General features: G+C 74.0%; 20 protein-coding genes. 13 read left to right on the top strand and 7 right to left on the bottom strand.

Annotated elements, in window-relative coordinates; all coding sequences use genetic code 11:
- Positions 1–1,500 carry a TldD/PmbA family protein gene (locus GNZ18_RS13995; protein ID WP_312874507.1) on the bottom strand — a complete coding sequence of 500 codons (1,500 nt, stop codon included), beginning with the start codon at positions 1,498–1,500 and terminating at the stop codon, positions 1–3.
- Positions 1,501–1,774: 274 nt separating this feature from the next.
- Here GNZ18_RS13995 and GNZ18_RS13990 point away from each other — a divergent pair, with 274 nt between their 5' ends.
- Positions 1,775–2,479: a beta-ketoacyl-ACP reductase gene (locus GNZ18_RS13990; RefSeq protein WP_156216805.1), complete on the top strand. Its 705-nt coding sequence runs from the start codon at positions 1,775–1,777 to the stop codon at positions 2,477–2,479.
- Positions 2,480–2,484: 5 nt separating this feature from the next.
- Complete coding sequence (gene fabI / locus GNZ18_RS13985; protein ID WP_156216804.1) at positions 2,485–3,273, top strand: enoyl-ACP reductase FabI; 789 nt, start codon at positions 2,485–2,487, stop codon at positions 3,271–3,273.
- A 52-nt stretch (positions 3,274–3,325) separates the two neighbouring features.
- Here fabI and GNZ18_RS13980 read toward each other — a convergent pair whose 3' ends face one another.
- Together GNZ18_RS13980 and GNZ18_RS13975 are read right to left on the bottom strand one after the other, a co-directional pair.
- Entirely contained in the window at positions 3,326–5,215 is a 1,890-nt protein-coding gene (locus GNZ18_RS13980; RefSeq protein ID WP_312874506.1) for a helix-hairpin-helix domain-containing protein, read from the bottom strand.
- 117 nt (positions 5,216–5,332) lie between these two features.
- Entirely contained in the window at positions 5,333–6,286 is a 954-nt protein-coding gene (locus GNZ18_RS13975; RefSeq protein ID WP_156216803.1) for an aldo/keto reductase, read from the bottom strand.
- A gap of 273 nt (positions 6,287–6,559) precedes the next feature.
- Between GNZ18_RS13975 and GNZ18_RS13970 the strand changes: the two genes are divergently transcribed.
- From GNZ18_RS13970 to GNZ18_RS13960, 3 genes are all read left to right on the top strand, one after another.
- Entirely contained in the window at positions 6,560–7,378 is an 819-nt protein-coding gene (locus tag GNZ18_RS13970) for an undecaprenyl-diphosphate phosphatase (protein WP_214619217.1), read from the top strand.
- 394 nt (positions 7,379–7,772) lie between these two features.
- Positions 7,773–8,138: a peptidase inhibitor family I36 protein gene (locus tag GNZ18_RS13965; RefSeq protein ID WP_173390764.1), complete on the top strand. Its 366-nt coding sequence runs from the start codon at positions 7,773–7,775 to the stop codon at positions 8,136–8,138.
- Positions 8,139–8,409: 271 nt separating this feature from the next.
- A complete protein-coding gene (locus tag GNZ18_RS13960) occupies positions 8,410–8,892 on the top strand; it encodes a hypothetical protein (RefSeq protein ID WP_156216801.1) in 483 nt (160 codons plus the stop codon).
- A 10-nt stretch (positions 8,893–8,902) separates the two neighbouring features.
- Here the strand turns inward: GNZ18_RS13960 and GNZ18_RS13955 are convergent, their stop codons facing one another.
- The gene (locus GNZ18_RS13955) at positions 8,903–9,883 is read right to left on the bottom strand and encodes a magnesium and cobalt transport protein CorA (RefSeq protein ID WP_156216800.1); all 981 of its coding nucleotides are present in this window, start codon (positions 9,881–9,883) and stop codon (positions 8,903–8,905) included.
- A 76-nt stretch (positions 9,884–9,959) separates the two neighbouring features.
- Between GNZ18_RS13955 and GNZ18_RS13950 the strand changes: the two genes are divergently transcribed.
- The 7 genes from GNZ18_RS13950 to mshC all read left to right on the top strand — a co-directional run bounded on the left by GNZ18_RS13950 (position 9,960) and on the right by mshC (position 16,338).
- Entirely contained in the window at positions 9,960–10,661 is a 702-nt protein-coding gene (locus tag GNZ18_RS13950) for a histidine phosphatase family protein (RefSeq protein ID WP_214619220.1), read from the top strand.
- Positions 10,662–10,671: 10 nt separating this feature from the next.
- Complete coding sequence (locus tag GNZ18_RS13945) at positions 10,672–11,223, top strand: Rv2134c family protein (RefSeq protein ID WP_156216798.1); 552 nt, start codon at positions 10,672–10,674, stop codon at positions 11,221–11,223.
- Positions 11,224–11,283: 60 nt separating this feature from the next.
- The gene (locus GNZ18_RS13940) at positions 11,284–12,063 is read left to right on the top strand and encodes an SCO1664 family protein (RefSeq protein WP_173390763.1); all 780 of its coding nucleotides are present in this window, start codon (positions 11,284–11,286) and stop codon (positions 12,061–12,063) included.
- 61 nt (positions 12,064–12,124) lie between these two features.
- Positions 12,125–12,886 carry an NRDE family protein gene (locus tag GNZ18_RS13935; protein ID WP_156216797.1) on the top strand — a complete coding sequence of 254 codons (762 nt, stop codon included), beginning with the start codon at positions 12,125–12,127 and terminating at the stop codon, positions 12,884–12,886.
- Positions 12,887–13,054: 168 nt separating this feature from the next.
- The gene (locus GNZ18_RS13930; protein ID WP_156216796.1) at positions 13,055–14,050 is read left to right on the top strand and encodes an ABC transporter permease; all 996 of its coding nucleotides are present in this window, start codon (positions 13,055–13,057) and stop codon (positions 14,048–14,050) included.
- Positions 14,047–14,988, top strand: coding sequence for an ABC transporter permease (locus tag GNZ18_RS13925; RefSeq protein ID WP_214619223.1), 942 nt, complete (start codon positions 14,047–14,049; stop codon positions 14,986–14,988). Before GNZ18_RS13930 ends, GNZ18_RS13925 begins: the two co-directional genes overlap by 4 nt.
- 108 nt (positions 14,989–15,096) lie before the next feature.
- On the top strand, positions 15,097–16,338 hold the full coding sequence (gene mshC / locus GNZ18_RS13920) for a cysteine--1-D-myo-inosityl 2-amino-2-deoxy-alpha-D-glucopyranoside ligase (RefSeq protein WP_156216795.1): 1,242 nt from the start codon (positions 15,097–15,099) through the stop codon (positions 16,336–16,338).
- A 100-nt stretch (positions 16,339–16,438) separates the two neighbouring features.
- Here mshC and GNZ18_RS13915 read toward each other — a convergent pair whose 3' ends face one another.
- The 3 genes from GNZ18_RS13915 to GNZ18_RS13905 form a co-directional block, all read right to left on the bottom strand.
- Entirely contained in the window at positions 16,439–16,972 is a 534-nt protein-coding gene (locus GNZ18_RS13915) for a TrmH family RNA methyltransferase (protein WP_312874505.1), read from the bottom strand.
- Positions 16,973–17,095: 123 nt separating this feature from the next.
- Entirely contained in the window at positions 17,096–17,938 is an 843-nt protein-coding gene (locus GNZ18_RS13910) for a PAC2 family protein (protein ID WP_214619226.1), read from the bottom strand.
- A 200-nt stretch (positions 17,939–18,138) separates the two neighbouring features.
- Positions 18,139–18,597, bottom strand: a complete 459-nt coding sequence (locus tag GNZ18_RS13905; protein WP_156216794.1) for a universal stress protein — start codon at positions 18,595–18,597, stop codon at positions 18,139–18,141.
- Positions 18,598–18,789: 192 nt separating this feature from the next.
- Between GNZ18_RS13905 and GNZ18_RS13900 the strand changes: the two genes are divergently transcribed.
- Positions 18,790–19,446, top strand: a complete 657-nt coding sequence (locus GNZ18_RS13900; RefSeq protein ID WP_308166207.1) for an HAD family hydrolase — start codon at positions 18,790–18,792, stop codon at positions 19,444–19,446.
- The last annotated feature ends 160 nt before the right edge of the window (positions 19,447–19,606 follow it).

The following is a 19,606-nucleotide window of genomic DNA, read 5'->3' as shown; positions in this document are numbered from 1 at the left end:
TCACTGGCCGGCCTCCTTCAGCGCGTTGAGGATGTTGACGCCGCGGAACAGCGCCGCGGGGCAGCCGTGGCTGACCGGCGCGACCTGCCCCGGCTGGCCCTTGCCGCAGTTGAACGCGCCGCCGAGCACATAGGTCTGCGGGCCGCCGACCGCCTCCATCGAGTTCCAGAAGTCGGTGGTGGTGGCCTGGTAGGCGACGTCGCGGAGCTGCCCCGCCAGGCGCCCGTTCTCGATCCGGTAGAAGCGCTGCCCGGTGAACTGGAAGTTGTACCGCTGCATGTCGATCGACCAGCTCTTGTCGCCGACGATGTAGACGCCCCGGTCCACACCGGAGATCAGCTCGTCGGTGGACGGGCCGTTCTCGGCGGGCCGCAGCGACACGTTCGCCATCCGCTGGATCGGCATGCTGGACGCCGAGTCGGCGAACGCGCACCCGTTGGAGCGGTCGGCGCCGGTCAGCCGCGCGATGCGCCGGTCGGTCTGGTAGCCGGTGAACAGCCCGCCCGACACGATGTCGAACGCCTGCGTCTCCACGCCCTCGTCGTCGTAGCCGATCGTCGCGAGGCCGTGCTCGGCGGTGCGGTCGCCGGTGATGTTCATGACCTCCGACCCGTATTGCAGATTGCCCAGCTTGTCGGGGGTCGCGAACGAGGTGCCCGCGTAGGCGGCCTCGTACCCGAGCGCGCGGTCCAGCTCGGTGGCGTGCCCGATCGACTCGTGGATCGTCAGCCACAGGTTGGACGGGTCGATCACGACGTCGTAGGCGCCCGCCTCGACCGACGGCGCCGCGAGCTTCTCCGCGAGCAGCTCCGGGATGCGCTCAAGCTCGCCGTCCCAGTCCCAGTGGGCGCCGGTCAGCCACTCCCACCCGTAGCCGGCGGGCGGGGCGAGCGTCCGCATCGTGTCGAAGCGGCCCTCGGAGATCCCGACGGCGTTGACCACCGGGTGCAGCCGGACCCGCTGCTGGGTGGTCACGGTGCCCGCGAGGTCGGCGAAGAACTTGTTCTCCTTCACCTGGAGCAGCGTCGCGTCGACGTGGTCGACGCGGTCGTCGGACAGCAGCCGGCGGCTCCAGCCCGCCAGCAGCGCGACCTTGTCGGCGGTGGGGACCGCGAACGGGTCGGTCTCGTAGGAGGACACCCACGTCCGCTCCCCGTGGACGGGCTCGGGCGCCAGCTCGATGGGCTCGCGGTTGACGGCCCGGGCGACGGCGGCGACCTCGACGGCCTGGGCCGCGACGCGGGCGGCCCCGTCGGGGGTGAGGTCGATGCCGGCGGCGAAGCCCCAGGTGCCGTCCTTGACGACCCGGACCGACAGCCCCACGTCGTCGGCGTCCAGCGCGGTCTCCAGGGCGGCGTCGGCGAGCCGGAGGGTCTGGCTGCGGATGCGCTCCAGCCGGAAGTCGGCGTGCTCGGCGCCGAGCTCGCGGGCCCGGCTCAGGGCCGCGTCGGCCAGCGCGCGCAGCGGCAGCGCGGTGAAGGCGGGATCGATGTCATGCACCCTCAGCAACCTACCCCGCCGGCCTCCGCGGCGGCTTCGCGACGGCCTTCGCGGCGGCCCGAACAAAGCCGGGTCAGCGGATCTTGTCGGGTCGGCACATCCTCTTCCCCCCGGGGGCCCGCTAGTGTCCAGGCTGCCGCCCCGGGACAATCGGCTCGGGGTGGTCGCGGACGGCGGTCGAGACCGGCCGCGGGGCCGGGGCGGGGGCGCGCCGCTCCGGCCCGTCCCGTCCCCTCGCCGGGGAGTTCCACCACTGCGCAACGAGAGGGTCGTGATGAGTCGCTCTGTCCTCGTGACCGGCGGTAACCGGGGCATCGGCCTGGCCGTCGCCCGCGAGCTGGCCGCCGCGGGCGACGCGGTCGCCGTCACCTACCGGTCCGGCGAGCCTCCCGAGGGGCTGTTCGGCGTCCGCTGCGACGTCACCAGCGCCGAGGACGTGGACGCCGCGTTCGCCAAGGTCGAGGCGGAGCAGGGCCCGGTCGAGGTGCTCGTCGCCAACGCGGGCATCACCAAGGACACCCTCCTGGCCATCATGAGCGAGGAGTCGTTCACCTCGGTCCTGGACACCAATCTCACCGGCGCTTTCCGCGTCGCCAAGCGCGGCGTGAAGGGCATGATGCGCAAGCGCACCGGCCGGATCGTGCTGGTGTCGTCGGTGGTCGGGCTCATGGGCTCGCCGGGGCAGACGAACTACGCCGCCTCCAAGGCGGGCCTGGTCGGGTTCGCCCGGTCCCTGGCCCGCGAGATCGGCTCCCGCAACATCACGGTGAACGTGGTCGCGCCGGGGTTCGTCGACACCGACATGACGGCGGTGCTGACCGAGGACCAGCAGAAGGCGATCACGGCGTCGATCCCGCTCGGCCGCATCGCGCGGCCCGAGGAGGTCGCCAAGGCCGTGCGGTTCGTCGCGAGCGAGGACGCCGCCTACATCACCGGGGCCGTGATCCCGGTCGACGGCGGCCTGGGAATGGGGCACTAGAGGTCATGGGAATTCTCGAAGGCAAGCGGATCCTGGTCACGGGCGTCCTGACCGACAAGTCGATCGGCTTCCACATCGCGCGGGTCGCGCAGGAGCAGGGCGCCGAGGTGGCGCTCACCGCCTACCCGCGCCCGACCCTCACCCAGCGCACCGCCAAGCGGCTGCCGTCGGGCCCCGACGCGCCGCCGCCGGTGCTGGAGCTGGACGTGACCAGCGCCGAGCAGCTCGACGGCCTGGCCGACGGCCTGCGCGGGCACGGCTTCGAACACCTCGACGGCATCGTCCACGCGATCGCGTTCGCGCCGCAGAACGCGCTCGGCGGCAACTTCCTCGACACGCCGTGGGAGGACGTGGCGACCGCCGTCCACGCCTCGACGTACTCGCTGAAGTCGCTGACGATGGCGTGCCTGCCGCTGATGAAGGACGGCGGCTCGGTCGTCGGCCTGGACTTCGACGCCACCAAGGCGTGGCCGGTGTACGACTGGATGGGCGTCGCCAAGGCGGGGCTGGAGTCCTGCTCCCGCTACCTGGCCAAGTACCTCGGCCCGCAGGGCATCCGCGTCAACCTCGTCGCGGCCGGGCCGCTCGCCACGATGGCGGCCAAGAGCATCCCCGGGTTCGAGGGCATGACCGACATGTGGCCGAAGAACGCCCCGCTCGGCTGGGACGTCAAGGACAGCGAGCCCACCGCCCGCGCCTGCGTCGCGCTGCTGTCGGACTGGTTCCCGGCGACCACGGGCGAGATCGTCCACGTGGACGGCGGCATCCACGCCCTCGCCGCCGCGTCCCAGTAGCGTTCCTTCGAGCCGGGCCCCTTCGCGGGGCCCGGCTCTCGAAGCCTGGCGCTCAGCCCATCATCAGGCGGGCCAGCCGGGTGCGCCGCGCGGGCGCCGCGACGTCCCGCACGGCGCGGGCGAGCGCGGGCCCGGCCGCCTGCACGACCGACAGGTGCCGCCGCGCCAGCCCGAACGCCGTGGCCACCACCGGACGCGACAGCCCCTCGCCCGACATCACCGCAACCACCGCCGGACGCGGCGTCCCGCGCCCGAGCGCGACCGGCACCGCCCAGCCGTGCCGCAGCCGCGCCGCCTCCGCCGGGGACAGCGTGGCCATGCCGCCGGGGAACTCCACGTCGAGCCCGTGCGCGCCGCCGCCGAGCACCACGCCCGTCTCGCCCACGGCCGCCTGGGGGAGCGGCGCGGCGACCACGACCCGGTCGCCGGGGTCCATCCCCGCGAACTTGCCCGGGCCCGGGTTCAGCCGGGCCTTCAACGCCGCGTTGAGCGCGGTCGCGCCCGTCTCGCCGCCGGCGGCGGGCGTGACGACCTGGACGTCCTCCAGCGGGATGCCGAGCGCGCGCGGGATCGAGTCGGTCACGAGCTGGACGGCGCGGTGCACCGCCTCCCCGGGGTCGGCGGCGGGCACCACGACGACCTCGCGGCCCGGCGCGTCCACCGCGACCAGCTCACCGCCCCGCACGGCGGCGGTCAGCGCGCCGAGCGGGTCTCCGGGGGGCGGGGCGTCCAGCGTCACGACCGGGACGGCCTCGGACGCCTCCAGGTCCTCCAGCGGGCGGCCGGGACCGGCGGGCGGCGCGTCGCCCTCCCGCGCGCACAGGACCAGGTGGGTGCCGTCGGCGCACGCCTCGGCCAGCACCGCGCACAGCTCGACGTCGAGCCCGGCGGCGGCCGTGACGAGGACCAGGTCCAGGTCGAACGGATTCTGCTCGCCGCGCCCGTAGACGACCGCGCCCGGCGCGGCGGAGGCGTCCGCGCGCGGCTCCAGCAGCCGGTGCAGGCTCGTGACCGGCGGCCCGCCGCCCTCCCCGCCGGGGAGGTCGCGGGCCAGGTCGGCGGCGGCGCGGTCGGTGGGGGCGACGACGGCGGCGCGGACGCCCCGGCCCGCGGCGGCCGAGGCGATCTCCAGCGCGGCGCGCTCCAGCGCGCCGGGCGCCCCGCGCAGGATGCTGACTCCGGTGCGCAGCGCGGCGGTGAGCGCGAGCGAGCGGTCCTCGGGCAGGCCCGAGCGCAGCTCCCGGACGGCCGCGTCGTCCAGCAGCGGCGCCGCCGTGAGCGTCAGCCGCCGCAGCCCCTCGGCCGCCGCCTCCTCGGCGAGCGCCCACCGCGCCGGGCCGAGCGTCTCCTCCGGCTCGGGCGGGTCGGCCTCCTCGACGGAGTCCTCGTCGAACTCGGGCTCCTCGGTGAGCGCCAGCACCTCCGCCTCGTCCAGCGCGGCCTCGACCGCCGCGCGCGGGTCCGGGACGCCGATCCGCTGGAGCGCGGCCGCCACGTCCGCCGCCGGGGTGACCGTGTGCCCCTCGCGGGCCGCCTCGATCAGCAGGTGCAGGACCAGCGCGCGGCCCCGCCTCGGGTCGTCCGGGCGCGCGCCCTCGCCCAGCAGCCGCCGGGCGAAGTGGTCGGCCTGCGCGGGCGCGACGCCGGGGACGCGCAGCAGCCGCCACGGGTCGGCGCGCAGCGCGGCGGCGGCGCCGGGCCCGAGCCGGGCGGCGGCGCGGCCCGCGAGCGGCGCGGGGGCGCCCGCCTCCGCGAACAGCTCGGCGAGCGCGGCGGCCCCCTCCTTCGCGTCCGGCGCGGCCTGGGCCGCGGTCGCGTCGGGCGGCGGCGCCGGGCGGGCCTTGGCCTGCGCCCCGGCGGCCTCCGCGGCGCGCAGCGCCTCGGCGGCGCGCGCGGCCCGCTCGGCGGGGGTGGGGGAGTGGTCGGTGTGGGGATCGGTCACGGGCTTCCCGTCGCGGCTTCTCGGGGTTGGCGATGGACGGTCCCGAGCGTGCCACGGACGTCCCGGATGGTCACGGGCACACTCCGTCCATCCGCGCCGCCGGTCACGCGGGCACCGTCACGAATGGGCGGGGGACATGTCGGAGACGTCGTCCAGGGCCCCGCGGATCTCGCCCGGGAGCGTGAGGTCCTCGCTCTCCAGGATCGCGCCGAGCTGCGCGGCGGTCCTGGCGCCGACGATCGGCGCGGCGACGCCGGGGCGGTCCCGGACCCAGGCGAGCGCCACGCTGAGCGGGGATACGCCGAGGCCCTCGGCGGCGGTCACCACCGACTCCACGATCCGGGCGCACTCCTCGTCGAGGTAGGGCTGGACGAACTCGAAGAAGTGCGGCGCGGCCGCCCGGGACCCGGCGGGGATGCCGGTGCGGTACTTGCCGGTGAGCACGCCCCGCCCGAGCGGCGAGTAGGGCAGCAGGCCCGCGCCCGCGTCCAGCACGGCGGGGACGACCTCCCGCTCGATGTCGCGGCGCAGCAGCGAGTACTCCAGCTGGGCCGACACCACGGGCGCGCGGCCGGGCCAGGCCCGCTGCCACGCGGCGGCCTTGGACACCTGCCAGCCCGCGTAGTTCGACACGCCGACGTAGCGGGCGCGGCCGGAGGCGACCGCCTCGTCCAGCGCCGACAGCGTCTCCTCCAGGGGCGTCGCGGGGTCGTACACGTGGAGCTGCCACAGGTCGACGTGCTCCAGGTCCATCCGGTCGAGCGAGGCGTCCAGCGCGCGGAGCAGGTGCCGGCGCGACCCGTCGTAGCGGCCGTTGGGCCTGATCGCGGCCTTGGTGGCGACGACGAGGCCGTCCCGGTCGACGAACTCGCGCAGCAGGTGGCCGAGGATCCGCTCGCTGTCGCCGTCGCTGTAGACGTCGGCGGTGTCGACGAACGTGCCGCCGGCGTCGACGAACGCGACGAGCTGCTCCGCCGCCTCGTCGGGCTCGGTGTCCTGCCCCCAGGTCATGGTGCCGAGGCCCAGCCGGGACACCAGCAGCCCGCTCCGCCCGAGGTGACGCTCCTTCATAGGCGGTCAATGTAGCGGTCATCGCGGACGTCCCTCCCGTCCGTCACCGGTCGTGATCGTCCGCACACGGCCACCCGGAGGGTGACGGGAAGATGGCCGGGAAACATTCGGGAACTGGCCCGTAGGTGACGGGAGGCCGCGTCCGCGCAGGTGAGGGGGCTCATATAGGCGGGTTCGCCGTGGCTTGCCCATCCCTCCCGCCGACGCCCGCTACCCTTCCAGGGGGATCGGTCGCCGTGGCCCATCTCGCACTCTGGGAGGGACGCGCCGCCAGTGAACGTCGTGGAAGCGACCGTGCTCGGAATCGTCCAGGGACTCACCGAGTTCCTGCCGATCTCCAGCTCCGGTCACCTGTTGATCGTGCCCAAGCTGATGCGCTGGGACGACCCGGGCGCGCCCTTCACGGCGGTCATCCAGCTCGGCACCATGGCCGCCGTCATCATCTACTTCTGGCGCGACCTCGTCCGCATCCTCACCACCTGGACCAAGAGCCTGTGGACCCCCGAGCTGCGCCCCCACCAGGACGCGCGGATGGGCTGGTACATCGGCCTCGGCACCATCCCCATCGCGGTGTGCGGCCTCGCGTTCAAGGACTTCATCGAGGGGCCCTCCCGCAACCTGTGGATCAACTCGACGTCGCTGATCCTGATGGGCCTGCTGCTGATGGTGTCGGAGTGGGCGGGCATCAAGAAGCGCGAGGTCGCCGACCTCAACATGCGCGACGGCCTGCTGATCGGCGCGTTCCAGTGCCTGTCGCTGATCCCCGGCTCCTCGCGCTCGGGCTCCACGATGACCGGCGCGCTGTTCCTCGGCTACACCCGTGAGGCCGCCGCCCGCTACTCCTTCCTGCTGTCGATCCCCGCCGTCGTCCTGTCGGGGCTGTTCGAGCTGCGCAAGGCCTTCGACGGATCGCTCCAGATCGTGCCGACGATCGTCGCCACCATCGTGTCGTTCGTCGTCGGGTACGCCTGCATCGCGTGGCTGCTGAAGTTCCTCACCCGCCACTCGATGATGGTGTTCGTCTACTACCGGGTGGCCCTCGGCGGCGCCCTGCTGGGCCTGCTGGCCGCCGGCACCATCACCGCGACCTGACCCGACGCCGGCTCCGGCCGCTCTCGCGGTGCCCGCGATGTGTTCGGGCAGGCGCACCGGGCCCGCGGAGGCACCGTCGCGGCATGGGACCCGGACGAGCCGCGCAGGCCCCGGATCACACCGACGCCCGCCGAAGCCGCGCCCCGACCGACGCCCCGGTTGAGCTTGGGACCGTCCGCCAGCGCCCGGTGGTGCCCCCCGGACTACCCGGATGTTCAACGGACAATGCCCGGTGTCCCGGGGTCGCGCCCCCGGGCTAGCTTGCCCGCATGTCCAAGGTTCAGGCCCTGGCTACGGCACTGATCAGGGCGGTGGCCACCGGCGCCCCGACCACGCCCCCGCACGGGCCATCGTCGACGGCGAATCCTCGCCGCCACCACAGGAGAGGGCAGGCATGAAACTGAAGAGGACGCTGACTGTCGGAGCGGTCGCGGCGGCATGCGCGGCAGGGACCACGGTCGGCACCACCGGCATCGCGAACGCCGACTGGCGCGACTGCCCCGACGGCTCCGTCTGTGTCTGGGAGCACTCCAACTACAACGGACGTTTCCTGTCCGGCGGGACCACGGTGTCCAACGTCGGATCCGCCATCAACGACAAGACGACTTCCCTCTGGAACCGCACTGGCACGGTCGTCTGCTTCTTCGAACACACGAACTCCAGTGGACGCGCCGTCTACGTGACCGGCCCCGGCGACTCGTCCCCCAACATCGGCAACAGCGCCAACGACAAGATCTCCTCTTGGGGACCCTGTAACTGAACCGGCAAGGCCACAGGGGCGGCTCCGCCCCTGTGGCCTCCACCGGCGGCCGCGGGGATGACCGGGGCCGGTCAGAACATGGCGTGAACGGGCCAGGGAAAGCGGCCCGCCTGGCCGGCCCCTCCCGGATCCGGATGTTCCGGTTGCTGACCTTCAACCCAGGGCCCCAGGTCTCCACCGCCGCGCTCCCGGAATCGAAGGGCGGCGGCTGCTGGAACGGCTCGCCGAGGCGCACCTGATCGAGCCCGGCGACCCGTATGGCCGGTGGCGGATGCACGACCTGGTCGGCCAGTACGCCGCCACCCTGGGCGAACGGCACGCGGGCATCGACCAGCGCGACCAGGACCTGCGGTGGCTCCTGCACTACTACACCGGCACCGCCGAGGCTGCGGACGCCCGTCTGGACCCCACGGTCACCGATCCGCTCCCCAACGGGCAGGGGGACGGGTTCGCCACCCGTGAGCAGTCGCCGGCGTGGCTCGACGCCGAGCTGCCCAACCTCATGGCGGCGGCACACACCGCCGCCAACGGCCACCCCGCCATCGCCAACTCCCTGGCCCTCATCCCGGCCAGGCTCCTGGGCCGGCGGCGGCTGTTCAACGACTGGCTCACCCTGGCCACCCTTGCCCGCGACACCGCGACCCGCGCCGCGGACCGAGCCTCTGAAGGCCAGGCGCTGGGCAATCTGGGGCTAGTGCTGTTGCAGGTGGGGCGGTTCGGTGATGCCATCGCATGCCGTGGCCGTGGCGCGTGATCGGGGTGGGTCAGAGCCAGCCGCTCTTGTGGAGGCGGCGGTACAAGAAGGCGCTGATGGAAACGATCACTAGGATGACCAGCGGATACCCGAAGGACCATTTGAGTTCGGGCATGTGGGTGAAGTTCATCCCGTAGATCCCCGCGATGGCCGTCGGGACCGCGATGATCGCCGCCCACGCCGAGATCTTGCGCATGTCCTCGTTCTGCTGCTTGCCGAGCAGCGCCAGATGCGCGGTGAGCACGCTGTTGAGCAGTTCGTTGTGCGCGTCGACCTGGCCGTCCACCATCAGCAGGTGGTCGAGGACGTCGCGGAAGTACTCGCGGGTGCTGCCGCACTCGCTGACGCGCCCCCGCACGATCTCCTGGAGGACGGGGATCAGCGGGTCCTCGGCGGTGCGGAACTCCAGCACCTCCCGCTTGAGCGAGTAGACGTCCTCGGTGACGTCCCGCGCGGACGGGTCGAACACCGCCTTCTCCAGCCCGATGATGTCGACCTCGACCTCGTGCACGACGAGGCCGTACCGGTCGACGACCTCGTCGCACACCGCGTACAGCACGGAGGCCGCGCCGTGCTTGAGCAGCTCGGGGGAGTCCTCCAGGTGCCTGCGGACGGGCCCCAGCGGGTTGCCCGCGCCGTGCCGGACGGTCACGACGACGTCCTTCTCCAGGAACACCATGATCTCGCCGACCTCGATGTCGGAGGTCTCGTCGATGTAGGAGAGGGTCTTCAGCACCACGAACAGCGTGTCGCCGTAGCGTTCCATCTTCGGCCGCTGGTGCGCCGTCACGGCGTCCTCGGCGGCGAGCGGGTGCAGATGGAGCTCCTCCTTGACGAGCTCGAACTCGGCCTCGTCCGGCTCGAAGAGGCCGATCCACACGAAGCACTCGCCCTGGCTGCGCGCGAGGTCGAAGGCGTCGCTGATGTCGCCGTCGATGTCGGTGCGCGTTCCGCCGGCGTAGATGGCCTTGTCCACGATCACGCGTCGCATTCTCCCGCATCCGCGCCGCACTCGGGAAACCCGGACGCGATCACCACGGGGCCCGGCATCTCCTAGAGTGCTGGATGTGACGACCCTTCTCCTGGTTAGACACGGCCTGACCACCATGACCGGGCCCCTGCTCGCCGGGTGGACCCCCGGCGTCCACCTCGACGAGCGCGGCCGCGCCCAGGTGGCGGCGCTCGCCGCGCGGCTGGAGCCCGTCCCGCTGGCCGCGGTCGTGTCCAGCCCGCTGGAGCGCTGCGTGGAGACCGCCGAGGCCGTCGCCGCCGGCCGGCCCGGCCCCGCCGGGAAGGTCGAGACGGACGAGCGGCTCGGCGAGGTCCGCTACGGCGACTGGACGGGCCGTCCCCTCAAGGAGCTGGCCGAGGAGCCGCTGTGGCGGGTCGTCCAGACCCACCCGAGCGCCGTGCGCTTCCCCGGCGAGGCGGGGGAGGCGATGGCGGACGCGCAGCACCGCGCCGTCGCCGCCGTCCGCGGGTGGAACGCGCGGATCGCCGCCGAGCACGGCGAGGACGCCGTCTACGCCATGTGCAGCCACGGCGACATCATCAAGGCGATCGTCGCCGACGCGCTCGGCCTCCACCTCGACCAGTTCCAGCGGATCCAGGCCGACCCCGCGTCCCTCACCGCGATCCGCTACACCGAGCTGAGGCCGTTCGTCGTCCGGGTCAACGACACCGGGGGCGACGTCGCCGCGCTGCTGCCCCCGCCGCCCGGTGAGGGCGCCGCGGGGTCGAGTGACGCGGCCGTCGGCGGCGGCGCGTAGGGTCGTTGCCATGCCCGTCATCTCCTACGACCCGCCGGACAGGTTCGTCGCCGGCGCCGTCGGCCGGCCTGGGGACCGCGCCTTCTACCTCCAGGCCCGCTCCGGCCGCCGCGTCACCAGCGTCGGCCTGGAGAAGTTCCAGGTGACGCTGCTCGCCGAGCGGCTGGAGGAGCTGCTCGACGAGGTGCTGCGCCGCAGCGGCGGGGACGCGCCCGTCCCGGCCGTCACCCCGTCGGAGCTGCGCGACGACGGCCCCCTCGACCAGCCCGTCGAGGAGGAGTTCAAGGTGGGCACGATGGCCCTCGCCTGGGACCCCGACGACGAGCAGGTCGTGATCGAGGCGCAGGAGGTCACCGAGGGCGAGGACGAGGACGCCGAGGTCGGCGACGACGACCCCGCGATCGCGGTGCTGCGCGTGCGGATCAGCGCCGCCCAGGCCCGCGCGTTCGCCGAACGCGCGCTGAAGGTCGTCGCGGCGGGGCGTCCCCCCTGCCCGCTGTGCGGGCTGCCGCTCGACACCGAGGGGCACGTCTGCCCGCGTCAGAACGGATACCTCGGCTGATATGGCGCCCTACCCGATCATGCGCTGGATCACGGACGCGCCGCCCGGGAGAATGAGCGCATGACACAGTCCTCCCGGGACCGGGCCCCCGCCGGCGACGGTCCCGCCGGGCAGCCGGTGTCCCCCCTGGACGTCCCCGCCGCCGAGAGCCTCCTGCTCGCCGGGCGCCTGTCGGTCGAGGGACGGCTCGTCCAGGCCTCCAACGCCACCCTCTACTGCTCCATCGAGCACGAGGGCCGCGCCGCCCACTGCGTCTACAAGCCCGTCGCGGGGGAGCGCCCGCTCTGGGACTTCCCCGACGGCACGCTCGCCGAGCGCGAGGTCGCGGCCTACGAGGTCTCCAAGGCGATGGGCTGGGGCACCGTCCCGCCGACCGTCCACCGCGACGGCCCCTACGGGCCCGGCATGGTCCAGCTGTGGGTCGAGCCCGACCCCGACATCGACCTCGTCGCGCTGTCGCGCACCGAGGACGACCCGGTCCGCCGCATGGCGGTGTTCGACGCCGTCGTCAACAACGCCGACCGCAAGATCGGCCACCTGCTGCCGCCCGGCGACGGCCGCGTCTACGGCTGCGACCACGGCGTGTGCTTCTCCGTCGAGTACAAGCTCCGCACCGTCCTGTGGCAGTGGCGCGGCAAGCCGCTCACGCCCGAGGCGCTGGAGGCCCTCGGCCGCGTCGAGCGGGCGCTGCGCGACGGCCCGCTCACCGCGCGGCTGGCGGAGCTGCTCACCGCCGAGGAGGTCGACGCCACCCGGCGCCGCGTCGAGCTGATGCTCAAGCACCGCATCCACCCCTACCCCCCCGAGGACTGGCCCGCCATCCCCTGGCCGCCGCTGTAGCCCCCGCCGTGGGCGCACCCCGGGCGCGGGACGGAACGGGCTTGGTGCTCCAATGGGGGACATGTGCACGGCGGTCGTGAGTTTTGAGCCCTCCTCGCCCGTTCCCGTCCTGCTGGTGGGCGTGCGTGACGAGTTCGTTGCCCGCTCTTGGGAGCCGCCGGACCGGTACTGGGACGACCGACCCGGCCTCGTCGGCGGGCGTGACCTGCGCGCCGGGGGGACGTGGCTCGCGGTGGACCCGGAGGCGCGGCGCGTCGCGACGGTCCTGAACGGGCGGGGCCGCATGGCGCCGCCCGACGGCCGTGCCACGCGCGGCGGGCTGCCGCTGCGGATGGCCGCCGACGGCAAGCTCGGCGAGCTCGACCTCCCGGCGTTCGACCCCTTCTACCTGGTGTGCGCCGAGACCGACCGGGTGCGGCTGTGGACCTGGAACGGCGAGACGCTGGTGGAACGTTCCCTCACGCCCGGCCTCCACATGATCGTCAACAGCGGGCTGGAGGGCGAGGGCCGGCTGGAGGGGCAGACCGAGGACGCCTACATGGAGGCCCGGCTCGCGCACTTCCGGCCCCGGTTCGCCGCCGCGCCGCGTCCCGTCCCGGGGGAGGGGCCGGTGGCGGAGGCGTGGGGCGCGTGGTTCGCGCTCGTCGCCGGGGACGGCGTCGCGCGCACGGACCGCAGGGCGCTGCTCCCGCTCCTGGACCTCGGCGACGGACGCGTGTGGGGGACCACCTCGGTCAGCCTCACGGCGCTGTCCGCGCGGGGCGTGCGGTACGACTTCTCCGCCGTGCCCGGCGACGCCGCGTCCTGGGACCGCGTGCTCTGACCCGTCGTCCATCGCCTTCTCCGGCCTGTTCTGATGTGTTCTGACGTGCGCTGATGCGTTCTGGAGCGACCGTGGACACCGGCCGGTATCGGCGTTCGGGCACGCCCGCGTGACGGTCGGTGCTAGCTTGACTACCTATCGCGATCTTCGGTTGCGGGGGAGTCCGGGATGGCTTGGGGGCGCGCGGCGGCGGGTTCGGCGGCGGGCGCGGCGGTCGCCGTTCCGCACGGCGGGTCACGGCGGGTGCGGGGCCGGTCCCCGGCCCAGCTCGCGTGGGCGCGCTTCCGCCGCGACCGGGCCGCCGTCGCCGCGCTGGCCCTGATCGGGCTCATCACCCTGTTCGCGGTGCTGGCGCCGCTGTGGGCCCGCTGGAGCGGCCACCCCTACGGCGCGACGTTCCCGGAGACCGGCCTGGACGCGAACGGGCAGCCGCGCGGGCCCGGCGCGGAGTTCTGGCTCGGCGCCGACCAGCTCGGCCGGGACGTGTTCGTCCGCGCCGCCTACGGCGCGCGGATCTCGCTGCTCGTCGGCGTCCTCGCGGCGCTGCTCGCCTCGCTGGCCGGGACGTTCGCGGGGATGCTCGCGGGCTATGTCGGCGGCGTCCTCGACACGCTGCTGGCGCGGCTGATGGACATGACGCTCGCGCTGCCCTACCTGCTGGTCGCGATCACGCTGGCGACGACGTTCCAGATCTCCTCGGTCGGCGCGAGCCTGACGATGACCGTGCTGGTGATCGCGTTCTTCTCGTTCGCGGCGTTCGGCCGGGTCATCCGGGGCCAGGTGCTGTCGCTGCGGCGCGCGGAGTTCATCGAGGCGGCCCGCTCGCTCGGCGCGTCCGACGCCCGGATCATGATCGTGGACGTGCTGCCGAACCTCGCCGCGCAGATCACGGTGCTGACCTCGCTGCTGGTCCCCGCCTCGATCGTGTTCGAGGCGACGCTGTCCTTCCTCGGCGTCGGGGTCCGGCCGCCGATGCCGAGCTGGGGGTCGATGCTCGGCGAGGGCGGCGAGGTGTTCCAGACCGCGTGGTGGCTGCTGGCGGTGCCCGGCGTCCTGCTGCTGCTGACCACGCTGTCGTTCAACCTGGTCGGCGAGGGCGTCCGCGACGCCCTCGACCCGCGCGCTGAGCGGTCCCCCGTCCGGCGGGGGGAGCTGCGGCGGTGACGCGGTTCCTCCTCCGCCGCCTGCTGTACGCGGTGATCGTGCTGTGGCTCGTCTCCACGCTGGTGTTCGTGTTCCTGCACGTGTCGCCGATCCCGGTGGAGCGGGTGATCGGCGGCCCGCGCGCGACCGCCGACACGCTGGCCCAGATCCGCCGCAACCTCGGGCTGGACCAGCCCGTCCTCGTCCAGTACTGGCGGTTCCTGCGGCGGCTGGCCGGGGGGGACCTCGGCGACTCCTACGTCAACGGCGTCCCGGTGGCGCGGCTGATCGGCGACCGGCTGCCGACGACGCTGTGGCTCGTCCTCGGCGCGGGGCTCCTGGCGTGCGGGGGCGGCGTCGTCGCGGGCGTGCTCAGCGCGACCCGGGCGCGGAGCCTGTGGGACCGCGCGGCGACGGTGCTGGTGCTGCTCGGGCTGTCCACGCCGCCGTTCGTGATGGCGCTGGCGCTGCTGTACCTGTTCGCCGGCGGGATCGGCGGGGGCTCGGGCCCCTTCGAGGCGGGCCCGCCGCTCCAGGAGCACTTCCTGCGGCGGATGGTCCTGCCGTGGGTCGCGCTCGCGTTCCTGATGGTCGCCGCCTACACGCGCCTCACGCGCGGGGCGCTGCTGGACGTCCTCGGCGAGGACTACGTCCGCACGGCGAAGGCGAAGGGGCTGACGCGGCGGCGGGTGGTCTACCGGCACGGGCTGCGCGCGGCGCTGACGCCGGTCGTCACCCAGCTCGGCGTCGACCTCGGCGCGCTGGTCGGCTCCACGATCGTCACCGAGAAGGTGTTCGGCCTCCAGGGCGTCGGCCAGCTCGTCTACCAGTCGATCGCGCTCGGCGACACCCCGGTGATCATCGGGGTGACGCTGGTGGTGACGCTGTTCGTGACGCTCGCCAACCTCGCCGTGGACGTCGGGTACTCGCTCCTGGACCCGCGCGTCCGGTCGGGCTGACCCGTCGCGGCGCCCTGACCGGCGGGTCCGCCGATCGAGCGGACACACCGGGGCAGTAGGGGTGATCTCGGAGTAATCCCGTCGACCGCGCATGGATAAGCTTTCGGTATGCGATCGTGGCACGCCTCCGATGTCCCTCATCTCTCCGACGCGGGGCTGCCCGCCGCGACGCGGCCGCTGCGCCTGCACGACACGGGGACGGGCACGGCGCGCCCGGTGGAGCCCGGCGCCACCGCCCGCATGTACGTGTGCGGCATCACCCCCTACGACGCGACGCACATCGGCCACGCCAACACCTATCTCGCCTTCGACCTCGTGAACCGGGTGTGGCGCGACCTCGGCCACCGCGTCCACTACGTCCAGAACACGACGGACGTGGACGACCCGCTGCTGGAACGTGCCCAGCAGACCGGGGAGGACTGGCGGGCGCTCGCCGACCGGGAGATCGAGCTGTTCCGCGCCGACATGGCGGCGCTGCGCGTGCTGCCGCCCGACCAGTACATCGGCGCGGTCGAGGCGATCCCGATGATCGTCGAGATGATCGAGAAGCTGCGCGCCAAGGACGCCGCCTACGAGGTCGGCGGCGACATCTACTTCCCCATCGGCGCCGACCCCGACTTCGGGGCGGTCAGCCGCCTGAGCCGCGCGGAGATGGCGCCGCTGTTCGCCGAGCGCGGCGGCGACCCGGACCGGCCCGGCAAGCGCGACCCGCTCGACCCGCTGCTGTGGATGGCGCGGCGCCCCGGCGAGCCCGGCTGGGAGTCGCCGTTCGGGGAGGGCCGCCCCGGCTGGCACGTGGAGTGCTCGGCGATCTCGGTGGAGTACCTCGGGATGGCGTTCGACGTGGAGGGCGGCGGCTCGGACCTGGCGTTCCCGCACCACGAGATGAGCGCCTCGCACGCGCAGGTCGCGACCGGCGAGCGCCCGCACGCCCACTCCTACGTCCACGCGGGCATGGTCGGGCTGGACGGCGAGAAGATGTCCAAGTCGCGCGGCAACCTGGTGTTCGTGTCGGCGCTCCGGGAGGCGGGCACCGACCCGATGGCGATCCGGCTGGCGCTGCTGGCCCACCACTACCGCTCCGACTGGGAGTGGACCCGCGCCGAGCTGGACGCGGCGTCCGCCCGCCTCGCGCGCTGGCGCGCCGCCGCGGCGCTCCCGGCGGCCCCGGACGCGGCGCCCGTCGCGGCCGCCGTGCGCGCCGCCCTGGCCGACGACCTCGACGCCCCGGCCGCGCTGGCGGCCGTGGACGCCTGGGCCGACGCGGCCCTCGGCACGGGCGGGGGGTCCGCGTCGGCGCCCGCCCAGGTCGGCGCGGTGGCGGACGCCCTGCTCGGCGTCGCACTCTGACCCTCGCCCCGGCACGGAGCAGTCCCGGTCCGCGGGCGTGCCGGCGCACGCCCGCGTCCCCATGCTCCTTCCGTCCGGTCCCGGTCGGATCACCGGCCGTTCAGAGCAGGCCCGCCAGCCGGTAGAGGACCAGCGACCCGGCGACGGCGACGTTCAGGCTGCTCCCGCCCCCCACCATCGGGATCTCCACGGCGAGGTCGAGCAGGTCCAGCGCCTCGCCGGGGATCCCGTGCCGCTCGTGGCCGAGGACGGCGACGGTCCTCACCCGCGCCGGGGGCAGGTCGGCGAGCCGGACCGCCTCGTCGGCGAGTTCGACGCCGACGACGCGGGAACCGGCCTCCCGCTGCCGCTCCAGCCAGCCGAGCGGCTCGTTCACCCAGTGCACGCAGGACGGGCGGCGGAGGGTGTTCCCGCGTTCGAGCGCGTCCGGCACCCAGGGGAGGCGGGGGACGGCGAGGCAGGCGCCGACGGCGTCGCAGGTGCGCAGCAGCGTCCCGAGGTTCGCGCCGTGCAGCGGCCACAGCGGGGCGGCGATGAGGTGGTCCCAGCAGGAGTGCGCGCGGGGCCTGCGCTGCCGCCGCAGCTCGCGGGGGCGCCTGACCCGAATCGCGGGCGACGCGCCGCCGCGGGTCACCGCCCGCGGGCGGTGCCGCCCTCCACACGTCGGAGAATCGTCGTCGAGGTCATGCTCGTGCGCAGTTCGCGGCCTGCGCGGGCCATCACCGGGGGCGTCGGGTGATCAGTCTAACCATGCCGGCTATCCGGGGTCGCGGCGGCGGAGGTAGCGCTCGAACTCGCGGGCGATCGCGTCGCCGCTCGCCTCGGGCAGCTCGGTGGCGTCCTTCTGCTCCTCCAGCGTGCGGACGTACTCGGCGACCTCGGAGTCCTCCTCGGCGAGCTCGTTGACGCCGTTCTCCCAGGCCCGCGCCTCCTCGGGCAGCTCGCCGAGGGGGACGGTGACGTCCAGCAGGTCCTCCACGCGGCGCAGCAGCGCCAGCGTCGCCTTGGGGGAGGGGGGCTGCGCCACGTAGTGGGGGACCGCCGCCCACAGCGACACGGTGTCGAGGTCGGCCTTGGCGCACGCGTCCTGCAGGACGCCGAGGATCCCGGTGGGGCCCTCGTAGCGGGCGGGTTCCAGGTGCAGGGTGTTGACCAGGCCCGCCTCGGACGCGGCGCCGGTGACCGGCACCGGACGGGTGTGGGGGGCGTCGGCGAGCAGCGCGCCCAGCAGGACGACGTTGCGGATGTCCAGCTCCAGCATCAGCCCGACCAGCTCCCGGCAGAACGAGCGCCAGCGCATGTTCGGCTCGATGCCGTGCACGAGCACCACGTCGCGGCCGTTGGGGAGCCGCGCCCAGGAGATGCGGGTGGTGGGCCAGGTGATGCCGCGGGTCTCACCGTCGATCATCTCGACGATCGGGCGGGTGACCTGGAAGTCGTAGTAGTCGTCGGGATCGAGTTCGGCGATCGGGACGGCCTCCCATGTGGACTCCAGGTGCTGGATCACCCCGCTCGCGGCCTCGCCGGCGTCGTTCCACCCCTCAAAAGCGGCCACGAGCACCGGATCGACGAGTTCCGGAACGCTTTCGAGCTCGACCACGCGCTGCCTCCTTCCGACGTCGGTACAGCGTCACCGCGGGGGCCGTCATTCCCGGGGCCGGGGGTCCCGCTCATGATCGGTGGCTGTCAGCCTACGTCCTGACAGTGACCTACCCCACCCTTCCGGGCCCAGACCCCGCGCCTGTACGCCGGAGGCGGAACCCGGGTCACGATCGTGTCACCCGCCGCCGGTGGTCCGCGTCACCTGCCGCGGGTCGTGTGGACGATCAGGACGTCGCACGGCGCGCGGTGCGACAGGCTCGCCGGGACCGAGCCGAGGATGCGTCCGGCGAGGGTGCCCAGCCCCCGGTTGCCGACCACCACGAGGTCCGCCGTGCGCTCCCTGGCCAGGCGCGAGATCACCTCGACGGCCTCGCCCGCGACGGCGGCCTGGTCGATGTCGGTGGCGCCCGCGGCGACGGCCCGCCCGCGCGCGGCGCGGAGCGCGTCGTCGGCGGGGGTGGAGCCCTGCACCTTGTAGGCGAGGTCGCCGAGCTGCTCGGCGGCGCTCGCCCGCTCCCGCTCGGACATCGGGGCGTAGGCGGTGGCGAGCAGCAGCGTGGCGCCGGTGGCGGCGGCCAGCTCCGCCGCGCGGTCGACGGCGCCGAACGAGGAGTCCGAGCCGTCGGTGCCGACCAGGATGACGCGGTAACCGCTCATGCCGCTCCCTCTCATCTCCAGGGGGCCTCCCGTCGCCGGGGGCCTACCCGTTGGTAGCTTCCGGGCACCGTACCGGTCCGGTGGCCCTTCCGTCACCGTTCGCGGTCGGCGCGGACGCCTCCCGGCCATCTCCTCGTCCGGTCATCCAGGTACTTTCAACACATAAGCACCGTTCAACGCAGAGGGAGCACCGTGACCCGTGGGGGGCCTCAGGCAGTCCTGTTCGACATGGACGGCCTACTGATCGATTCCGAGCGCGTCTGGTTCGAGGTCGAGTCGGAGGTGATGGCCTGGCTCGGCGGGACGTGGACCCCGGCGCACCAGGAGCGGCTGGTCGGCGGCTCGCTCGCCATCGCCGTCGACTACATGCTGGAGCTGACGGGGTCGCCGGAGCCGCGCGCGGAGATCGGGCGGCGGATGCTGGACGGCATGGTCGAGCGGCTCAGCGCCGCCGTCCCGCTGATGCCCGGCGCCAAGGAGCTGCTGACCGGGCTGCGCGAGGCGGGCGTGGCCACCGCGCTGGTGTCCTCCAGCCACCGCCGGCTCATCGAGCCGGTGCTGGACGCCGTCGGCCGCGAGTACTTCGCGCTGAGCGTGGCGGGCGACGAGGTGTCGCGCACCAAGCCCGATCCCGAGCCCTACCTGACGGCCGCCGCCCGGCTCCGCGCGGAGCCGCGCCGGTGCGTGGTCCTGGAGGACTCCCCGAACGGCGTCGCGGCGGCCGAGGCGGCGGGCTGCGTGACGGTCGCGGTGCCCAGCGTCCTGCCGATCCCGCCCGCGCCGGGCCGCACCGTGGTCGGGTCCCTGCGCGAGCTGACCCCCGAGCGCCTGTCGTCCCTGGTGGGCTGACCGGTCGGCGCCCCGGCCCCGCGCCTCACTCCCGGGTCCCGGGTCCGGGGCCGGGACGCCGCCCGCCGTTCCATCGCCGTGTCACGCGCAGGTATGAGGACGCGGCGCCGGAACCGTCCGGCAGGAGGAGCGCAAACGGCCGCCGGCATGTGACGATGAA

The sequence above is a fragment of the Actinomadura litoris genome (genome assembly GCF_009733595.1).
Classification (GTDB): domain Bacteria; phylum Actinomycetota; class Actinomycetes; order Streptosporangiales; family Streptosporangiaceae; genus Spirillospora; species Spirillospora litoris.
The sequence above is the reverse complement of the archived record's forward strand: the minus strand, read 5'-3'. Positions and strand labels throughout refer to the sequence as shown.